The sequence below is a fragment of the Achromobacter xylosoxidans genome (assembly GCF_001457475.1).
Classification (GTDB): Bacteria; Pseudomonadota; Gammaproteobacteria; order Burkholderiales; family Burkholderiaceae_B; genus Achromobacter; species Achromobacter xylosoxidans.
In genome coordinates this window covers 5,800,602-5,819,438 of sequence record NZ_LN831029.1, presented here as the reverse complement: position 1 = coordinate 5,819,438, position 18,837 = coordinate 5,800,602, and the positions used below count along the sequence as shown (strand labels likewise).

At 69.7% G+C, this 18,837-nt stretch carries 20 protein-coding genes and 1 pseudogene; 7 read left to right on the top strand and 14 right to left on the bottom strand.

The window, feature by feature from the left end; all coding sequences use genetic code 11:
• Window positions 1-107: 107 nt before the first annotated feature.
• The 6 genes from ribBA to AT699_RS26290 all read left to right on the top strand — a co-directional run bounded on the left by ribBA (window position 108) and on the right by AT699_RS26290 (window position 4,709).
• On the top strand, window positions 108-1,283 hold the full coding sequence (ribBA, locus tag AT699_RS26315; protein ID WP_006385954.1) for a bifunctional 3,4-dihydroxy-2-butanone-4-phosphate synthase/GTP cyclohydrolase II: 1,176 nt from the start codon (window positions 108-110) through the stop codon (window positions 1,281-1,283).
• A gap of 10 nt (window positions 1,284-1,293) precedes the next feature.
• Window positions 1,294-1,824: a 6,7-dimethyl-8-ribityllumazine synthase gene (ribH, locus tag AT699_RS26310; protein ID WP_006391339.1), complete on the top strand. Its 531-nt coding sequence runs from the start codon at window positions 1,294-1,296 to the stop codon at window positions 1,822-1,824.
• Window positions 1,793-2,284, top strand: coding sequence for a transcription antitermination factor NusB (gene nusB / locus AT699_RS26305; protein WP_006385956.1), 492 nt, complete (start codon window positions 1,793-1,795; stop codon window positions 2,282-2,284). Before ribH ends, nusB begins: the two co-directional genes overlap by 32 nt.
• A gap of 239 nt (window positions 2,285-2,523) precedes the next feature.
• Entirely contained in the window at window positions 2,524-3,489 is a 966-nt protein-coding gene (gene thiL / locus AT699_RS26300) for a thiamine-phosphate kinase (protein ID WP_024070377.1), read from the top strand.
• Window positions 3,490-3,639: 150 nt separating this feature from the next.
• The gene (locus AT699_RS26295; protein ID WP_006385958.1) at window positions 3,640-4,146 is read left to right on the top strand and encodes a phosphatidylglycerophosphatase A family protein; all 507 of its coding nucleotides are present in this window, start codon (window positions 3,640-3,642) and stop codon (window positions 4,144-4,146) included.
• On the top strand, window positions 4,143-4,709 hold the full coding sequence (locus AT699_RS26290; RefSeq protein WP_006385959.1) for a CinA family protein: 567 nt from the start codon (window positions 4,143-4,145) through the stop codon (window positions 4,707-4,709). Before AT699_RS26295 ends, AT699_RS26290 begins: the two co-directional genes overlap by 4 nt.
• A gap of 69 nt (window positions 4,710-4,778) precedes the next feature.
• Here AT699_RS26290 and pyrF read toward each other — a convergent pair whose 3' ends face one another.
• The 3 genes from pyrF to AT699_RS26275 are packed head-to-tail and all read right to left on the bottom strand — an operon-like array spanning window position 4,779 to window position 7,375.
• Window positions 4,779-5,597: an orotidine-5'-phosphate decarboxylase gene (gene pyrF, locus AT699_RS26285; RefSeq protein ID WP_006385960.1), complete on the bottom strand. Its 819-nt coding sequence runs from the start codon at window positions 5,595-5,597 to the stop codon at window positions 4,779-4,781.
• 7 nt (window positions 5,598-5,604) lie between these two features.
• Entirely contained in the window at window positions 5,605-6,924 is a 1,320-nt protein-coding gene (locus AT699_RS26280; RefSeq protein WP_058207487.1) for an NAD(P)/FAD-dependent oxidoreductase, read from the bottom strand.
• Between the two features lie 52 nt (window positions 6,925-6,976).
• On the bottom strand, window positions 6,977-7,375 hold the full coding sequence (locus tag AT699_RS26275; protein WP_006385962.1) for a diacylglycerol kinase: 399 nt from the start codon (window positions 7,373-7,375) through the stop codon (window positions 6,977-6,979).
• A gap of 267 nt (window positions 7,376-7,642) precedes the next feature.
• On the opposite strand from AT699_RS26275, the gene AT699_RS26270 reads away from it, so the two are divergent.
• Entirely contained in the window at window positions 7,643-9,271 is a 1,629-nt protein-coding gene (locus AT699_RS26270) for a mannitol dehydrogenase family protein (protein WP_024070375.1), read from the top strand.
• Between the two features lie 30 nt (window positions 9,272-9,301).
• Here AT699_RS26270 and AT699_RS26265 read toward each other — a convergent pair whose 3' ends face one another.
• From AT699_RS26265 to AT699_RS26220, 11 genes and pseudogenes are all read right to left on the bottom strand, one after another.
• Window positions 9,302-10,012: an ABC transporter ATP-binding protein gene (locus AT699_RS26265; RefSeq protein ID WP_024070374.1), complete on the bottom strand. Its 711-nt coding sequence runs from the start codon at window positions 10,010-10,012 to the stop codon at window positions 9,302-9,304.
• The gene (locus AT699_RS32510) at window positions 10,009-10,176 is read right to left on the bottom strand and encodes an ABC transporter ATP-binding protein C-terminal domain-containing protein (RefSeq protein ID WP_369817049.1); all 168 of its coding nucleotides are present in this window, start codon (window positions 10,174-10,176) and stop codon (window positions 10,009-10,011) included. Before AT699_RS32510 ends, AT699_RS26265 begins: the two co-directional genes overlap by 4 nt.
• Window positions 10,177-10,323: 147 nt before the next feature.
• A pseudogene (locus tag AT699_RS32505) lies at window positions 10,324-10,722 on the bottom strand (ATP-binding cassette domain-containing protein); the annotation flags it as partial.
• Between the two features lie 62 nt (window positions 10,723-10,784).
• The gene (locus AT699_RS26255) at window positions 10,785-11,771 is read right to left on the bottom strand and encodes a branched-chain amino acid ABC transporter permease (RefSeq protein WP_006385966.1); all 987 of its coding nucleotides are present in this window, start codon (window positions 11,769-11,771) and stop codon (window positions 10,785-10,787) included.
• A 19-nt stretch (window positions 11,772-11,790) separates the two neighbouring features.
• A complete protein-coding gene (locus tag AT699_RS26250; RefSeq protein ID WP_024070373.1) occupies window positions 11,791-12,711 on the bottom strand; it encodes a branched-chain amino acid ABC transporter permease in 921 nt (306 codons plus the stop codon).
• Between the two features lie 35 nt (window positions 12,712-12,746).
• A complete protein-coding gene (locus tag AT699_RS26245) occupies window positions 12,747-13,922 on the bottom strand; it encodes an ABC transporter substrate-binding protein (protein ID WP_024070372.1) in 1,176 nt (391 codons plus the stop codon).
• 50 nt (window positions 13,923-13,972) lie between these two features.
• Window positions 13,973-14,974 carry an amidohydrolase family protein gene (locus tag AT699_RS26240; RefSeq protein WP_024070371.1) on the bottom strand — a complete coding sequence of 334 codons (1,002 nt, stop codon included), beginning with the start codon at window positions 14,972-14,974 and terminating at the stop codon, window positions 13,973-13,975.
• A gap of 32 nt (window positions 14,975-15,006) precedes the next feature.
• Window positions 15,007-15,558: a 3-hydroxyanthranilate 3,4-dioxygenase gene (locus AT699_RS26235; protein ID WP_020926369.1), complete on the bottom strand. Its 552-nt coding sequence runs from the start codon at window positions 15,556-15,558 to the stop codon at window positions 15,007-15,009.
• Between the two features lie 152 nt (window positions 15,559-15,710).
• Entirely contained in the window at window positions 15,711-16,754 is a 1,044-nt protein-coding gene (locus AT699_RS26230) for a LysR substrate-binding domain-containing protein (RefSeq protein WP_006385971.1), read from the bottom strand.
• 15 nt (window positions 16,755-16,769) lie between these two features.
• A complete protein-coding gene (locus AT699_RS26225) occupies window positions 16,770-17,201 on the bottom strand; it encodes a RidA family protein (RefSeq protein ID WP_006385972.1) in 432 nt (143 codons plus the stop codon).
• 25 nt (window positions 17,202-17,226) lie between these two features.
• The gene (locus AT699_RS26220) at window positions 17,227-18,684 is read right to left on the bottom strand and encodes a 2-hydroxymuconic semialdehyde dehydrogenase (protein ID WP_006385973.1); all 1,458 of its coding nucleotides are present in this window, start codon (window positions 18,682-18,684) and stop codon (window positions 17,227-17,229) included.
• Window positions 18,685-18,837: the final 153 nt, after the last annotated feature.

The window sequence follows — 18,837 nt, the reverse complement described above, 5'->3', positions numbered from 1 at the left end:
AGTTTAACCGGATGGCCCTGTTTGGGCGGGGGCGGCGCGACCCGGTAGGGGATATGGCGCCGGGGGCGGTAAAATCCGGGCTTTCCCGCCTGGTTTGCGTGCCCGCCATGTCCGTCCAGTTGTCCCCGTTGCCCGGCTCCGAGCCGGAATCCTTCGATATTGCCTCGGTCGCCGAGATCATCGCCGAGCTGCGCGCCGGCCGCATCGTCATCCTGGTTGACGAAGAAGACCGCGAAAATGAAGGCGACCTCGTCATGGCCGCCGAATTCGTCACGCCCGAGGCCATCAACTTCATGGTGACCCACGGCCGCGGCCTGGTGTGCCTGACCCTGACCGAAGAACGCTGCCGCCAGCTGGACCTGCCGCTGATGGCGGCCCGCAACGGCACGCGATACGGCACCAATTTCACCCAGTCGATCGAGGCCGCCGAAGGCGTCGAGACCGGCATTTCGGCCGCCGACCGCGCCCGCACCATCCAGGTGGCGGTGGCGCGCGACGCCAAACCGTCCGACCTGGTCCAGCCCGGCCATATCTTTCCGGTGCGCGCCGTGCCCGGCGGCGTGCTGGTGCGCGCCGGCCACACCGAGGCCGGCTGTGACCTGACCGCCATGGCCGGCCTGACCCCGGCCGCGGTGATCTGCGAAATCCTCAAGCCGGACGGCACCATGGCGCGCCTGCCCGACCTGGTCGAGTTCGCCCGCGAGCACAACCTGAAGATCGGCACCATCGCCGACCTGATCCAATACCGCAGCGAGCACGAATCCATCGTCAAGCGCGTCGGCAAGCGCAGCATGCAGACCGCCTGGGGCACCTTCGAGGCCGTGGCCTACGAAGACGCCGCCACCGGCTCGGCCCACCTGGCGCTGGTGCATGGTACCGTGGCGCCAGAGGTCGAGACCCTGGTGCGCGTGCATGAACCGGCCTCGGTGCTGGACGTGCTGGATACCGGCGCCAGCCCGCACAGCTGGGGCGTGGCGCAGGCCCTGCAGGCCATTTCACAGGCGCCGGCCGGCGTGCTGGTGCTGATGAACTGCCAGTCCTCCACCGAACACCTGTTCGCCCAGATCGCCGGCTGGAACGACCCCAAGGCCAATGCCAACCCCGCCAACGCCGACCGTTTCGGCCTGCGCACCTACGGCATCGGCGCCCAGATTCTGCGTGACCTGAACGTGGGCCAGATGAAGCTGCTGGCCCGGCCGCGCAAGATGCCCAGCATGGCGGGCTTCTCGCTCACCATTACGGGTTACGATTGCGACCCTCCGAACTCTCCCGCAACACACTGAAGGCCGACACATGAACCCTTACATCCTCACCCCCGACCTGAACGGCGAAGGGCTGCACATCGGCATCGTTCGCGCCCGTTTCAATGAAGAGATCGGCCAGGCCGAACTCGAAGCGTGCCTGAAGGAACTGGCTGAACTCGGCGTGGACGAGCGCGACGTGATGGTCGCCACCGTGCCGGGCGCCCTGGAACTGGGCGTGGCCCTGTCGCACATGGCCGAGACCTTCGAGTTCGACGCCCTCATCGCGCTGGGCGCGGTCATCCGCGGCGAGACCTATCACTTTGAAGTGGTCAGCAATGAAATGGCCACTGCCATCACCCGCATCTCCCTCGAGACCGGCATCCCGGTCGCCAACGGCGTGCTGACCGTGGACACCGACGAGCAGGCACAGGCCCGCGCCGCCGGCAAGGGCCGCGACTGCGCCCAGGTGGCCGTCGAAATGGCCAACCTGGTGGCGGCCCTGGAGCCCGAGGAAGAAGACGAAGACGACGAAGACGAGGACGAAGATTTTGACGACGAAGAAGACGACGACCAGCGCTGATAGCGCGGCGCAAGCCCGCGCCAATGCCCGCAGCGCGCGCCGCCGTGCGCGCGAATTCGCGCTGCAGGGCGTGTACGCGTGGCTGCTGCGCGGCGGCGAAGGCACGCAGGACGCCGGCGAGATCGATGCCCACCTGCGCGACACCGAGGAATTCTCCGAGGCCGACGCGCAGTGGTTCAAGACCTTGCTGCATGGCGTCCTGCGCGAAGCGCCCGCGCTGCGCGAGCGTTTCACGCCCTACGTCGACCGCCCGCTGGCCGAGCTGTCGCCGGTCGAGCACGGCATCCTGCTGATCGGCAGCTTCGAACTGATCCATCATGTCGAAGTGCCGTACAAGGTCGCCATCAACGAGGCCGTGGAACTGGCCAAGTCGTTCGGCGGCACGGATGGCTTCAAGTTCGTCAATGGTGTGCTCGACAAGCTCGCGGCGGACGTGCGCTCGCACGAAATGAAGAAGTAGATACCCCCCCCGGAGCGCTGCGCGCTTCCCCCCCAGGGGGGCGCCGCTGCGGACCGGCGGAGCCGGATCCGCGCGGCCCGGGTCTGGGGAGGCACATTTTTTTGGATCGGTCTCCTTTCTTTCGGAGCTACCTTTCCGTTCCTTTGGTGCGGGCCTCTCTTTGGGGCGATCCTTCCCTTGGAGCGTGGCTCCGGTGTGGGAGTCAATACCGGCGCATTGCGCCGGACTGCGGAGTTGTCGTGGCGTCCGAATTCGATCTGATCGCGCGCTATTTCACGCGCGCCGCGCCGGCGGGGTTGTTGGGCGTGGGCGATGACTGCGCGTTGTTTCCGGTGCCGCCCGGCGAACAGGTGGCCACCAGCACCGATCTGCTGCTGGAAGGCCGGCATTTCTTTCCCGATGTCGATCCGAAGGCGCTGGGGCACAAGGCCCTGGCGGTGAACCTGTCGGACCTGGCCGCCATGGGAGCGCGGCCCATCGGTTGCGTGCTGGGGCTGGCGTTGCCGCGGCTGGACGAGCCGTGGCTGGCGGCCTTTGCCGACGGGTTCCATGCGCTGGCGGCGGCCCATGGCTGCCCGTTGATCGGCGGCGACACCACCCGCAGCGCCCATGACCTGGCCATCAGCGTGACCGTGTTCGGCGCCGTGCCGGCCGGCGCCGCGTTGCGCCGCGATGGCGCGCGGGCGGACGACGACATCTGGGTGTCCGGCGAACTGGGCGCGGCCGATGTGGCCTATCGCCTGCTCGACGGGCAGTACCCGGCCGACGCGGCGCGGCTGGCCGCGACCCGCGGCGCGCTGGAATGGCCCGAACCGCAGGTGGCGCTGGGGCTGGCGTTGCGCGGCATCGCGCACGCCGCCATCGATATTTCCGACGGTTTGCTGCAGGACCTGGGCCATATCCTTACGGCCAGCCGGGTGGGCGCGGTGCTGCACGAAGACCGCATGCCCGCGGCCGCCGCGCTGGCCGGCATGCCCGCCGACCAGGCGCGCCGCGCCGTGCTGGGCGGCGGCGACGTCTACCAGCTTTGCTTTACCGCGCCGGCCGCTCGCCGCGACGCCGTGCGGGCCGCCGCGCAGGCGGCGGGCGCGCGCGCGACCCGGGTGGGCAGCGTTTCGGCCCGGCCGGGGCTGGCGGTGCTGGATGCCGGCGGGCAAGCGCTGGCCCGGCTGCCCGCCGGCTTCGACCATTTCCCCGCGGCTTGAGGGGGGCGCCTGCCTTGCCAGGCGCGCCGCCAAACCCTGGCACAATCGCTGCCACGGGCAGCGCCCGACAAGACCGCCATTTCCGTTGCCATTTTCCCTGCCATTGACGGGCCCACATCCATGTCGTCCTTCTCTCCCCGCTCTCCCTCCATGCGCGAACGCTCGCGGGCCGTCTATCCCTCGCTGTCCTGGGTCTGCCGCGATCCGGGCCGGCTGATCGCCTTCGGCCTGGGCAGCGGCCTGATCCGGCCCGCCTCGGGCACCTGGGGCACGTTGCTGGCCTGGCTGATCTGGGTCGCGGCCGCGCCGGCCGCGTCCGACCTGGCCATCGGCATCTTCCTGGCGCTGGCCTTCCTGTATGGCTGCTGGGCCTGCGACCGTGTCGGCCGCGAACTCCAGCAACCCGATCATGTCGGAATGGTGTGGGACGAGATGGTGGCGTTCTGGCTGGTGCTGTGGCTGACGCCGGCCGGCTGGTTGTCGCAGGCGCTGGCGTTCGTGCTGTTCCGCACGTTCGACATCGTCAAGCCGCCGCCCATCAAGTTCTTCGATGCCCGCCTGAAGGGCGGTTTCGGGGTAATGTGGGACGATATCGTCGCGGCCGGATACGCCTTGCTGATCATGGCGCTGGTCGTGCGCACAGGAGTCTTGGGATGAACCAGCAACACGAAGGCGGCCGGTCCAATCTGTCGGCCGAACAATTGGCGCAGGCCACCGCTTATGGACTGGCCGAGCGGCTGGGCGACACGCTGCGGCGCCAGGGCCTGGTGCTGGGCACCGCCGAGTCCTGCACCGGCGGCCTGCTGGCCGGCGCCGTGACGGCGGTGGCCGGTTCCAGCGAGTGGTTCGATCGCGGCTTCATCACCTACAGCAACGACGCCAAGGTCGCCGAGCTGGACGTGTCGCCGGATGCGCTGCATCACTTCGGCGCGGTCAGCGAGCCGGTGGCGCTGGAAATGGCCAACGGTGTGCTGCTGGCATCGCCGGCGGCGCAGGTGGCGGTGTCCACCACCGGCATCGCCGGCCCGGGCGGCGCCACGCCGGGCAAGCCGGTGGGCATGGTGTGCTTCGGCTTCGCGCAGCGGGTCGGCGACGGCATCAGCAGCCGCGCCGTCACCCATGTCTTCAGCGGCGATCGCGCGCAGGTGCGCCAGCAGGCGGTTGAATTCGCGCTGCGCGGGGTGCTGGAACTGCTGGGGGCGCCGGTCAACCGGCGTTGAGGAAGACCGCGCGCGCAATGGCGCGGTCCAGGGATACCGCGGGAGCCGCCTGGCCCCCGCGAGCGGCGCTCAGCGCACCGCGTTGATCGCGTCGCGCAGGCCGCGCGCGGCCTCGCCCGCGGCCTGGCGCCAGTCATCGCCGCCGCTGGCGTAGATGATGGCGCGCGACGAGTTGATCATCATGCCGCTGCGCGCGGCGTTGGCGCCGGCATTGACGGTGGCGGTGATGTCGCCGCCCTGGGCGCCGATGCCGGGCACCAGCAGCGGCACCGCGTCGCCGATGCGCTGGCGCACCGCGGCCAGCTCGTTCGGGAAGGTCGCGCCCACCACCAGGCCGCATTGGCCGTTGGCATTCCACTTGTCGGCCACCAGCCCCGCCACGTGCAGGTACAGGGGCTCGCCGTTGTCCATCTTGAGGAACTGCAGGTCCGACCCGCCGGGGTTGGAGGTGCGGCACAGCACGATCACGCCGCGGTCGCGCCAGGCCAGGTAGGGCTCGACCGAGTCCAGGCCCATGTACGGGCTGACCGTCAGCGCGTGCGCCTGGTAGCGCTCGTAGGCTTCGCGGGCGTAGTTCTCGGCGGTGGAGCCGATGTCGCCGCGCTTGGCGTCCAGCACGATGGGCAGGTCGGGGTGCTGGTCGCGGATGTGCTGGCACAGCGCTTCGAGCTGGTCTTCGGCGCGGTGCGCGGCGAAGTAGGCGATCTGCGGCTTGAAGCTGCAGGCGTAGGGCGCGGTGGCATCGACGATGTCGCGGCAGAACTGGAAGATCGCGTCCGGCTTGCCCTGCAGTTCACGCGGGAAGCGTTGCGGGTCGGGGTCGAGCCCGACTTGCAGGAGCGAGTTGCTGGTGGTCCAGGCGTGTTCGAGTCTTTGGAGGAAATTCATGGGGAGTTCAGTGCAGTTTGACCCGGGGGCGCGTGCGCCGCATGAGCAGGCGCGCCAGGGCCAGGGAGGCGGTGCGTGAGATGCCCAGCACCGCTTTGTGGTGCATCAGGTGCAGGCTCATGTACATCAGGCGCGCCAGTGTACCGCTTACGAACAGTCCCCGTCCGGCCAGCTTGCCCATCAGGCTGCCGACGCCGGCGTCCTGGCCCAGCGAGACCAGCGAGCCGTGGTCTTCGTAGACGTAGGGAGCGGTGGGTTCGGCCGCGCGGCGCAGGCGCGCGGTGAGCTTCTTGCACAGGTAGTCGGCCTGCTGGTGCGCGGCCTGGGCGCGCGCCGGCACGGTGCGGCCGTCGCGCCAGGGCGCGGCGCAGCAGTCGCCCAGCGCCAGGATGTGCGGGTCGGCGGTTTCGAGCCGTTCATTGACCTCGACCTGGCCCAGCTTGTTCAGCGGCAGGTCCAGTTCGGCCAGCAGGGCCGGGCCCTTGATGCCGGCCGCCCACATGCACAGCCGCGCCGGGAATTCGCGGCCGTCGGCGGTCTTGACGGAATCGGCGGTGACTTCCGAGACCCGGCACGCGGTTTCGACGCGGATGCCGAGTTCGGTGAGCCGCGCGGTGGCGGCGGCGGAGATCTTTTCGGGCAGCGCCGACAGGATGCGCGGCGCGCCCTCGACCAGCGTGATCGCCAGGTCGCGCTCGGCGCGGAAATTCGGCAGGCCGTAGGCACTGACGACGTGGCTGGCTTCGGTCAGTTCGACCGCCAGCTCGACGCCGGTGGCGCCGCCGCCGACGATCACCAGGTCCAGCCGCGCCGACGGATCGCGCACCTTGGCCTGGTCGACCAGCGCCATGGCCTTGAGCATGGTCAGGCGGAACTGCTCGGCGTTCTCGGTGGTGTCCAGCGTGACGGCGTGTTCGGCCGCGCCCGGGGTATTGAAGAAATTGGAGGTGCTGCCCAGCGCCAGCACCAGCGTGTCGTAGGCCAGTTCGCGGCGCGGCAGCACTTCCTGGCCTTGCGCGTCGGCCACGGCGTCGACGCTGATCAGCCGGCGTTCGCGGTCGACGCCGACCAACCGGCCCTGGGCGAAGGAAAAGCCGTTCAGGTGCGCCAGCATCAGGTAGGACAGGCCTTCCTGGTGGACGTCCAGTGTGCCGGCCGCCGCTTCGTGCAGCGACGGCTTCCAGATGTGGAACGGCCGGCTGTCGACCAGGGTGATGTGCTGGCGGCCGTGGATGCGGCCGAGCTTGGCCGCCAGTTCGAGGCCGCCGGCACCCCCGCCGACGATGACGATGCGTTCCGAAGGGGCTGGCGTCGAGTTGGGCATCATGGCTCCCAGTATAGAGGCGCGGACCCCGGGGCGGGCAAGCCGGCGCCGGAATTCAGTGCATCACGAACCGGCTCACCGCCACGCCCACCCAGACGGCCACGGTGAACAGCAACAGCAGCATGACGGCCGCGCTGCCCAGGTCCTTGGCCCGTCCCAGCAGGGGATGGGTGTCGACAGACAAGGCGTCGGCCAGCGCTTCGACCGCCGAATTCAGCAGTTCCACCGCCAGCACCAGCACCACGGTGCCGATCAGGAAGAACACCTCGACGGTGGTGCGTCCCAAAAAGAACGCGGCCGGGATCAGCAGCACGGCCAGCGCCAGTTCCTGGCGGAAGGCGGCCTCGTACTTGATGGCGGCCTGCAGGCCCTGCAGCGAGTAGCGCAGCGCATTCAGGATGCGGCGCAGGCCGCCGGTGCTTTTGTAGGGCGAGTGGTGCGGATTGGTCGACATGGGAAGCGTAATAAGGCCGGGTGTGGCGGCTTTTTAACAGATATGGGTTGCCGGCGTGATTCGGCATGAGGCGGGTCAAGGATCCGTGGGTTTTTACTGGTAATACTACGTTACTTTTTGCCTTCGTCACGACCATGCGATACCCTGGCGACGCGCGGCATCACGGCGTCGGCTTCGAGCCCGCCCGCCGTGTGCAATTCCCTACCAACGCGCCTTTCCGCCTGTCCCGGGGCAGATGCATGACGGCGCCATGAGACATTGCGATCCATGCTCGAACGCTTGAATACGGAGTCCTTGCCACGCCTGCCCGCGGACGTGGAGAAACCCGCCTATGACCGCAGCCGACTGACGCCGGGCATCGTGCATCTGGGGCTGGGCGCCTTTCACCGCGCGCACCAGGCGCTGGCCACGGACCTGGCCATGGCCGCCAGCCAGGACCTGACCTGGGGCATTCTCGGCGTGTCGCTGCGCAGCCCCGCCACGCGCGACGCGCTGGCGCCGCAGGACGGCCTCTACACCCTGGCGCTGCGTGACAGCGGCCCGGATGGCGCGGCGCGCGAGCAACTGCGCGTGGTCGGCGCGGTGCAGCGCGTGATGGTCGCCGAGGAATACCCCCACGCGGTGCTCGAACGCATCGCCTATCCGCAGACGCGCATCGTCAGCCTGACCATCACCGAGAAGGGCTATTGCCACGACCCGGCCACCGGCCACCTGCGCTGGGACGATCCGGACATCCTGCACGATCTGGACAATCCGATCCGTCCGCGCAGCGCCATCGGCCTGCTGGTGCACGGCCTGGCGCTGCGCCGCGAGCGCGGCCTGCCCCCCGTGACGCTGCTGTCCTGCGACAACCTGCAGGCCAACGGCGACACCTTGCGCAGCCTGGTGCTGGCCTTCGCGCTGCGGCTGGACGTGGCCCTGACCAGCTGGATCGACACGCACTGCACCTTCCCCAATTCCATGGTGGACCGCATCGTGCCGGCCACGCGCGACGACGACCGCGCGCGCATCGCGCAGCGGCTGGGCGTGGAGGACGCCTGGCCGGTGATCGGCGAGCCCTACATGAACTGGGTGGTCGAGGATAAATTCGCGGCCGGGCGTCCGGCCTGGGAGGCGGCGGGCGCGACCTTCGTGGCCAACGCCGCGCCCTACGAGCGCCTGAAGCTGCGCATGGTCAACGGCCCGCACTCGGTGCTGGCCTACCTGGGCACGTTGCTGGGCGCGGCCACGATGCGCGAGGCCGCGGCGGTGCCGGCGCTGCGCGGCTTCGTCGACGACCTGATGCGCCACGAGATCGCGCCGACGCTCAAGGGCATCCCGGATGCGGGCCTGGAAGGCTATCGCCAGCGATTCCTGGCGCGGGTCGACAACGCGGCGCTGCCGCATCCGACCCGGCAGGTGGCGATGGACGGATCGCAGAAGCTGCCGCCCCGCCTGCTGGCCACGATCCGCGACCGCCTGCGCGGCGGTGACGACATCCGCAGGCTGGCGCTCGCCGTGGCGGCCTGGCTGCACTACCTGCGCGGCGAAGACGAGCACGGCGCGCGCTATCCCATCGAAGATCCGCTGGCCGCGCCGTTGTCCAGGCTGCTGGCGCGCGCCGATGTGGCGGCGCGGGCGGCTGCGCCCAAGCAGGCCGCGTATCGCCGCGCCCTGGTGCTGGCGGGCTATCGGCCGGTGTTCGGCGACCTGGGCGACAAGCCCGTGTTCGTCAACGCGCTAGCCGCGCAGCTGGAAATCCTGCGCGAACACGGGGCGCTGCATGCGCTGGAAGCGGTGGCGCGCGACCCCGCGCCTTCCGATCCGGCCGATGCCGCGCCAGCGGCAGAGATGGCCGCGGGCGCTGGCGCCGAGGCCGCGCCACGCTCGCGGGAAGCGGCCGGCGTCGGCATATGAGCCGGCGGCGCGACGGCCCCGGCCGCCGCGCTACACGCCCAGGTATTGCAGCAGGCGCGCTTCGTCGTCGATGAAGGCCTGGGACGTGCCGCTCCAGGCCACCCGGCCTTTCTCGATGATGGCGTGGCGATCGGCCGTGGCCAGCAGCGGCTCCAGGTTCTTGTCGATGCACAGTACCGCCAGCCCGGTGCGCTTGAGGCTTTCCAGCGCCTGCCAGATCTCTTCGCGCACCACCGGCGCCAGCCCCTCGGTGGCCTCGTCCAGGATCAGCAGGCGCGGATTCGTCAGCAGCGCGCGGCCGATGGCCAGCATCTGCTGCTCGCCGCCCGACAGGTGGCTGCCCAGGTGGCGCGCGCGTTCGGCCAGCCGCGGGAACAGCGCGTAGACGCGTTCCAGCGTCCAGGGCTGCGCCAGACCCTGGCGATTGTGCGCGGTGGCCACCAGGTTCTCGCGCACCGACAGGTTGAGGAACACGTGCCGGCCCTCGGGCACCAGGCCGATGCCGCATTGCGCCACCTTGTAGGCCGGCAGGGCGGCGACGTCGCGTCCGCCGAACGTGATGGCGCCCCGGCTGGCGCGGTTCAGGCCCATGATGGCCTTGACCGTGGTCGACTTGCCCATGCCGTTGCGGCCCAGCAGCGTCACGAACTCGCCCGCGGCGATATCCAGGTCGATGCCGAAGAGCGCCTGGCTGGCGCCGTAGTGCGCGGTCACGCCGCGCAGCGACAGCAGCGCGCTCATGCCGGCGCTCCCTGCGCGCGGCGGCCGGCGTGGCCGCGTTCGCTGCCCAGATAGCATTCGCGCACCTGCGGATCGTTGCGGATCTGGTCGGCATCGCCGCAGGCCAGGGCGCGGCCGTACACCAGCACCGTGATGCGGTCGGACAGTGCGAACACCGCCTGCATGTCGTGCTCCACCAGCAGGATGGTGTAGTGCCCGCGCAGCCGTTGCAGCAGGCGCGTCATGGCCTCGGATTCGTGCTGGCTCATGCCGGCCATGGGTTCGTCCAGCAGCAGCAGGGTGGGCTGGCAGGCCAGCACCATGGCCAGCTCCAGTTGCCGCAGCTCGCCATGCGCCAGGGCGGCGGCGGGTGTGTCGGCGCGGCCGTCGAGCCCGGCCTGCGCCAGCGCCTCGCGCGCCGGCTCGCGCAGCGCCGGGGTCGACAGCACCGGCCGCCAGAAGCGGAAGCTGTGGCCGCGCCGCGCCTGCACCGCCATGGCCACGTTCTCCAGCGCGGTGAACGGCTTGAACACCGAGGTGATCTGGTACGAACGCGCCAACCCCCGGCGCACGCGCCGTTCTACCGGCAGGCGCGTCACGTCCTCGCCGTCGAGCAGCACGCGGCCGCCGTCGGGCCGCAGCTCGCCGCTCAACTGGCCGATCAGCGTGGTCTTGCCGGCGCCGTTGGGGCCGATCACGGCATGCAGCTCGCCCGGCCGTACGTCCAGCGACAGGTCGTCGGTGACGGTCAGGCCGCCGTAGCGCTTGACCAGGTGTTCGACGCGCAGCGCGCTCATCGCGGTTCTCCGGTGGGATGGGGCAGGGCGCGCGCGGCGCCCAGGCGCAACGGCTTGTCCGACAGGCCGCCATACAGGCCGCGGCGCGACACCAGCACCACGCCTACGATCAGCAGGCCCATTACCAGCATCCAATGGTCGGTCAGCAGCTTCAGCCCTTCCTCCAGCAGCAGGAAGGCCAGCGCCCCGGCGACCGGGCCGACCACCGTGCCCAGTCCGCCCAGCGCCACCATCACGATCAGTTCGCCGGAGGTGGTCCAGGCCAGGTACGAAGGCGATACGTACAGCGTCAGGTTGGCCAGCAGCACGCCCGCCACGCCGCATACCATCGCCGACAGCACGTAGGCCGCCAGGCGATAGCGCAGCGTCGCGAAGCCCAGCGCGCGCATGCGCCGCTCGTTGGCCTGGCAGCCGCGCAGGACCATGCCGAACGGCGCCTGCACCAGGCGGCGCAGCGCGGCCAGCGCCAGCAGCAGCACGCCGAACGCGGTGTAGTACAGCGCCAGCGGCGTATCCAGCCGGAACAGGCCGAAGTCGCTGCCGGCGAACAGCGACATGCCGTCGTCGCCGCCGAAACCTTCCAGCCCGGTGGCCAGGAAATAGAACATCTGCGCGAACGCCAGCGTGATCATGATGAAGGCGATGCCGGACGTGCGCATGACCACGTAGCCGCTCACCAGGCCGACGGCCGCGCAGGCGCCCAACGCGGCCAGCAGGTGCAGCCAGCCGTTCTCGATGCCGTAGTGGTTCAGCACGCCGACCGCATAGGCCCCCAGGCCCAGGTACAGCGCGTGGCCGAAGCTGACCATGCCGCCGTAGCCCAGCAGCAGGTTCAGCGCCAGCGCGGCGATGCCGTACACCAGCACGCGGCCGAACAGCGCCAGCAGGAAGGGTTCGCCCTGCCATTGCGCATACAGCGGCACCAGCGCCAGGAGCAGCAGCAGCGCGCCGGCGGCGAACGCGCGGGGAGAGAGTCGAAGCATGTGTTGGCCTCCTTGGGCGCTAGCCGTGCCGCACGGGAAACAGGCCCTGCGGCCGCAGCGCCAGCACCAGCGCCATGACGATGTAGATCAGCATCGAGGCGATCGCCGGACCGGCCGCGTTGGCGGCGGCCGGCGGCAGCGCGGCGCGCAGCAGGGCGGGCAGCAGCGCCCGGCCCAGCGTGTCCACCAGCCCCACCATCAGCGCCGCCAGGAAGGCGCCGCGCACCGAGCCGATGCCGCCGATGACGATGACCACCAGCGTCAGGATCAGGATCGGTTCGCCCATGCCAGTCTGCGCCGACAGGATCGGCCCGGCCATCAACCCGGCCACGCCGGCCAGCACCGCGCCCAGCACGAACAGCAGCGTGTTCAGGCGCGCGATGTTCACGCCCAGCGCGCCCACCATCATGCGGTCGGTGGAGCCGGCGCGTATCAGCATGCCCAGCCGCGTGCAGTGGATCAGCGCGTAGCAGCCCGCCGCCACCGCCAGCCCCGCCACGATGATGAGAAAGCGGTACAGCGGGTAGGTGACGCCCAGCAGGTCGATGGTGCCCGACAGCCACGACGGCAGGCCCATGCTGAGGGGCGCCGGGCCCCAGATGATGCGGGTCAGCTCGTTGAAGAACAGGATGAAACCGAAGGTGGCGAGCACCTGGTCCAGGTGCTCGCGCGGATACAGCCGCGCCAGCGCGATGCGGTCCAGCAGCAGGCCCAGCAGCGCCATGCCCGCCACCACCGCGGCGGCCGCCAGCAGGAATGAGCCGCTGTGGCGGAACACGGTGGCCGCGATGAACGCGCCCATCATGTACAGCGAGCCGTGCGCCAGGTTGATGAAGTTCATGATGCCGAACACCAGCGTCAGGCCGGCGGCCAGCAGGAAAAGCAGGATACCCAGTTGCAGGCCGTTCAGGGCCTGCACCAGCAGCAATGTCGCGGACATGGCGCCTTACCTCGTTCTTGCCCGGCAGGCCGGCGTCATTTCATGGCGCACTGGGCGGCATACTGGTCCGAAACCTTGGACAGGTCGGCGAAGATCGGGCCCTTGTTGACGAAACCGACCTTGCCGTCCGCGCCCGCCGCCACGTCGGCGCGGAAGAAGCCGGCCACCGGGAAATGGTTGGGTTGGTAGCGGAACTCGCCGCGCACCGATGCGAAGTCGGCCGCCTCCAGCGCCTTGCGCAAGGCTTCCTTGTCGTCGGTCTTGCCGCCGGTGCGCTTGAGCGCCGAGCCGATCAGTTGCGCCGCGTCCCACGACTGGGCTGCATAGCTGGACGGCTCGCGGCCGTACTTCTGGCGGAAGGCGGCGGCGAAGGCCTTGTTGGCGGCGTTGTCCAGGTCGGGCGAGTACGGCACGTTGGTGACCGCGCCGAGCGCGTCCTTCTGCAGCGCGGGCAGGGTGGCGCCGTCGATGGTGTCGACCGACAGCAGCGGGATCTTGTCGAACAGGCCGGCCTGGCGGTATTGCTTGATGAAGTTCACGCCCATGCCGCCGGGAAAGAACACATAGGCGGCATCGGGCCTGGCGTCGGCCAGCGCCGCCAGCTCGACCGAGTAGTCGGGCTGGTTGACCTGGGTGAAGACCTCGTTGACCACCTCGCCCTTGAAGAAGCGCTTGAAGCCGGCCATGGCGTCCTTGCCGGCCTGGTAGTTGGGCGCCAGCAGGTAGACCTTCCGGAAGCCCATCTGGTTGGCCATCTCGCCGCTGCCTTCGTGGCGCTGGGTGTTGTTCCACGAGGTCGAGAAAAAGAACGGCGAACAGTCCTTGCCGGCCAGGTTGGTGGGGCCGGCATTCGAGCCCACCAGGAACACGCCGGCGCCCGTCACCGGCCGCGCCACGGCCAGCATCACGTTCGAATACACGATGCCGGTGATGATCGGCACCTTGTCGCTCTGCACCAACTTGCGCGCGGCCTGCACGCCGATCTCGGGCTTGAACTGGTCGTCTTCCTTGATGACCTGCACTGGCACGCCGCCGAGCTTGCCGCCGCCCTGTTCCACGGCCAGCATGAAGCCGTCGAGCTGGTCCTGCCCCAGCACCGAGCCCGGGCCGGTCAACGTGGTCAGCAGGCCGATCTTGACGTCGGCCCAGGCGGCGGCCCCGGGAGCCAGGGCCACGGCCGCCGCGGCGGCCAGCAGATGGATGCGTTTCATGGTGAATCCCCTTGCGTTGCCGTGTGTCACGGTCATGGTTGGCGGGCGGCTCAGCGATCCAGCCCGAAGAACGTCTGCGTGTTGGCCGCCAGGATCTTGTGCTGCACCGCGGGCAGCAGGTCGGAATTCGACACCAGCCGGCCGACCTCCTGTTCGCCCAGCGGGTACGGATAATCGGAGCCCAGCAGCACGCGGTCCTCGCCCATCACGTCGATCAACAGCCGCAGCGAGCGCGGATCGAACACGGCGCTGTCGACGTAGAAGCGGTCGGTGTACGACGAGGGCAGTTGCGGACAGTCCTGGCGCACGATGTCGCGGTGGCGCCAGGCGTTGTCCACGCGTCCCAGCAGGAAGGCGAAGCTGCCGCCGCCGTGGGCGAAGCACAATTTCAGGCTGCGCGGAATGCGCTCGAACGCGCCCGACAGGATCAGCGACAGGATGCCCAGCTGGGTTTCGGCGGGCATGGCGACCAGCCACGGCAGCATCCAGCGCTTCATGCGGCCGTCGGTCATCATGTCCCAAGGGTGCACCAGCACCGGGATGCCTTCGTCGGCGCAATGCACCAGGAACCGCACCAGCGTGTCGTCGTCCAGGTCGCGCGGGCCGACGTGGTTGCCGATCTGCACGCCCAGGTGACCGGCGGCGCGGGCCCGCGAGGCCTCGCGGCAGGCTAGCTCCAGGTCCTGCAGCGGCACCTGCGCCAAGGCCTTGAGGCGGTCGGGCGCGAAGGCGCAGTGCTCCAGCGCCAGGTCGTTCATGCGCGCGGCCCAGTCGGCCGCGGCCCGCGCGGGATAGCTGTAGCCGAACATCACCGGCGTGGCGCACAGGATCTGCAGGTCGACGCCGTGGCGGTCCATCTGTTCGACGCGCAGGGCCGGGTCCCACAACGTGGCATCGACCGGGCGGAAGGGGCGGTCGCCGGCCATGATCTGGCCGGTCGAGCCATCGCCGTCGCGCCGCAGCCAGGGCGCGTCCACCGGGTCCAGCGCCGCTGCTTCCTGCCGCGTGATGGGCGGGAAGAAGTGCGCGTGCATATCGATTTTCAAGGTCATGGAAAGAAAGTTGCGGCGGGTTGGGGAGGGCGTCAGGCGGGCGACGGCTGCGCGGCGGAGGCTTGCGCCTTGCCGGGGTGGAGCGCGCCGCAGCCGGGGCAGGTGCGCTTTTCCTCGCTGGCATAGAAGGCCTGGAACAGCGGCGGCAGGTCGGTCACGATGCTTTTGAGCTGCACCTCGACGCGGTGCACCAGGTGGCCGCAATGCGGGCAATACCATTCGAAGCCGTCCAGCAGCCCCTGTGGGCGCTGGCGCTCGATCACCAGACAGGCGCTGCCGGTCTCGGGGCGCTGCGGCGAATGGCGCACGTGCGGCGGCAACAGGAAGATGTCGCCTTCCTTCAGGTCGACCCGTTCGGGCTTCCCGTCGATCCACAGCGACAGCCAGGCGTTGCCGCGTACCTGGTAGAAGAACTCTTCCAGCGGATCGTCGTGGTAGTCGGTGCGCAGGTTGGGGCCGCCGACCACGGTGACGATGAAATCGGCGTCCTGCCAGATCTGCTGGTTGCCCACCGGCGGTTGCAGCAGGTGGGCATGGTCCTGGATCCAACGCTGGAAATTCAGGGGCGGGCCATAGGCGGGCATGACGGTCTCCGGGAGGCGCTTGCGGACTTCGCTGAAGGCAAGTCTAGGCGGGGGAAGGGGCCGCGGCACAATAGAAATTGCGCGGTTGGATATGCGGGGTATCTATCGCGGGGTTTCCCTGAACGGGATATCCCGGATGCGGTGGCCGGCGCTCAGGCGCTGGCGGGGCGCTGCGCCGCGATCTGCTTCAGGTAGTCGACCAGGCGCAGGCAGGCCGGCGTCAGCGGCCGGTCGGCGCGGATCGAATAGCCGACGTCGCCGAACGCGCCGAAGGCGTCGGTGGGCAGGCGCGTCAGCACGCCCATGGCCAGGAACTGGGCCGCGGCGTCGTAGGGCATCAGCGCCAGCGCGTCGCTGTGCATCAGGATGCCGATATTGGTCAGCAGCGACAGCGACTCGACGTGGCGCGTGGGCAGCCGCACGCCGGCATCGAAGAAGCTGCGCTCGATCGAGGCGCGCAGCGGCGAGGTGGGCGCGGGCAGGATCCAGATGTGGTCGGCCAGCTCGGCCAGCGTCACGCGCGCCGCGCCCGCGAGCGGATGGCGCGCGCCGGCCACCAGGCACAGGTCTTCGCGGTACAGCTGATGATGATCGACGGCCACGCCCGAGATCGATGCCATGTCGGCGCCCGGCAGCCGGCCCACCACGATGTCGACGTCGCCCGTGGCCAGCGCCGGCAGCAACTGCGCCGACGGCCCCTCGCGCACGGTGACCTGGATGCCGGGGTGCTCGGTCATCAGCCGCGCGATGGCCTCGGGCAGCAGCTTGGCCGAGGCCGCGATCAGCGTGCCCACCACCACGTGGCCGCTGGCGCCGCCCAGCACCGCGTCGATGTCGTCGGCCATGTAGCGGATCTCGGCCATCATGGCGTGCACGCGGCGGCCCAGCACCAGCGCCAGCTCGGTCGGCGTGACGCCGCGATTGGAGCGCTCGAACAGTGTCGCGCCGAAGAAGGCCTCCAGGTCGTGGATGGCCTTGGTGACGGTGGGCTGGGTCAGGTGCATTTCGCTGGCGGCGCGCGATAGCGAGCGGCGCGCCAGCACGCGCTCGAAGATCTGCAGCTGGTGCAGCTTGAGTTTGTGGCTGAGCGCGTTGGGCGTGATGCGGAAGTTCGACATGCGCGCGGCCGTCCCGGCGCGGCGGCCGGGGCGGCGATCCTGTTCCGAAGGAAAAGCCGCAAGGCGGTCGGGCGCCATCGCCGCGCGCGCCGCTCAGCGCGCCTGCGGCTTGTACGCCACCGCCTTGATCTCAATCAGCAATTGCGGGTGCGGCAACTGATGCACCGCCACGGTGGTGCGTGCCGGTCCATCGGCGTCGAAGAACTCGCCGTAGACCTGATTGTAGCCACCGAAGTCGTTCATGTTGACCAGGAAAGTACTGATCTCGACCACGTCCGCCAGGCTGGCGCCGGCGCTGGCCAGGATGTCGCGGATGTTCTCGATCACCGCGCGCGTCTGCACGCGGATGTCGAGCGTGGCGGTGCCCATCGCGTCGACCTCGGCGCCGGCGATGCGGTTGTCGGGCAGGCGCGAGCTGGTGCCGGAGACGAACAGGAAGTCGCCGGCGCGCTTGATGTGGGGATACTTGCCGCGCGGCGTGGCCTTGCCGGCGACGACGCTGGCGCGGGTGGAAGATTGGGTCATGGCGTGTCCTTGGAGGCGTTGTGCATCACAGCTTGATGCAGACGTTGGTGGGCTCGGTATAGAAATGCAGCGAATGGCGGCCGCCTTCGCGGCCGATGCCCGACAGGCCGCTGCCGCCGAACGGCGTGCGCAGGTCGCGCAGGAACCAGCAATTGACCCACGCCAGCCCGACCTTCATCGCCTGCGCGACGCGATGGCCGCGGGTCAGGTCCTGGGTCCAGACGGCGGCGGCCAGGCCGTAGCGGGTGTCGTTGGCCAGGCGGATGGCCTCTTCCTCGGTGTCGAACGGCGCCACGTGGCAGACCGGGCCGAACACTTCTTCCTTGATGCAGCGCGCGCTCTCGGGCAGGCCGGTCCAGAGGGTCGGCTGCACGTAGGCGCCGGCGTCGCGCGCATCGCCGAACACCGGCACGCCGCCGCCGGTGACCACGGTGGCGCCTTCCTCGCGCGCCAGGGCGAAATACGACAGCACCTTTTCCCGGTGCTCGCGCGACACCAGCGGTCCCATGCCGGTGTCCGCGTCGTTGGGCCAGCCGATGCGCAGCGCCCGCGCGCGTTCGGCCAGCGCGGCGACGAAGCGTTCGTAGATCGGGCGTTGCACGTACACGCGTTCGGTGCACAGGCAGACCTGGCCGCAGTTGGCGAACACCGAGCGCGCGGTGCCGCCGACCGCCGCCTCGAAATCGGCATCGGCGAACACCAGCGCCGCGTTCTTGCCGCCCAGTTCGAACGACACCGGCTTCACGCCCGGCGCCACGGCGCGCATGATGGCCGCGCCGGTGGCTGACTCGCCCGTGAAGGTGATGCCGTCGATATCCGGATGCGTGGTGATGAACTCGCCCGCGGAGCCCGGTCCGAAGCCATGCGTCAGGTTCAGCACGCCGGGCGGCAGCCCGGCCTCGTGCGCGACTTCGGCCAGCAGCGTGGCGGTGGAAGGCGTGACTTCCGACGGCTTCATGATGACGGTGTTGCCGAACGCCAGCGCCGGCGCCACTTTCCAGGTCAGCAGCAGCAGCGGCAGGTTCCACGGCGATATCACCCCGACCACGCCCAGCGGCTTGCGGTAGGCGTAGTTCAGCGCCTGGCGGCCGTCGGGCGTGTCGGTCATGTAGCTTTCCATGTCCAGCGTGCGCGCCAGCTCGGCGAAGGTTCGGAAATTGGCGGCGCCGCGCGGAATGTCGATCTGGCTGGCCCAGGAGACCGGCTTGCCGGTGTCGCCGATCTCGGCCCGCAGGAAATCGTCGAAGCGGCGGTCGATGCCGTCGGCCAGCGCCAGCAGGTGGTCGGTGCGCTGGCCCACCGGCAGCGCGGCCCACGCCGGCAGGGCGCGGTGCGCGGCGGCGACGGCGCGGTCGACCTGCTCGCGGCTGGCTTCATGGGCCTGGGCGATCAGCGCGTGATCCACCGGGCTGTGTTTGTCGAAGGTGGACGCGCCGTCTTCGAAGCGGCCGTCGATATAGTTGCGCAGCTGGCGGATCGTCATGATCGGGATTCCGGGAAGGATCTCGCCTGGGGTCGGCGATAAAATACGTATACGTACTATTGTGGCGATATTAGGCAGCGCCTGGAGCGAAGTCAATGCAGGGTTTTGCCCAGGATGGCGGCGTCGGCGCCAGGGGCTGCCCGGAGCCGGCCA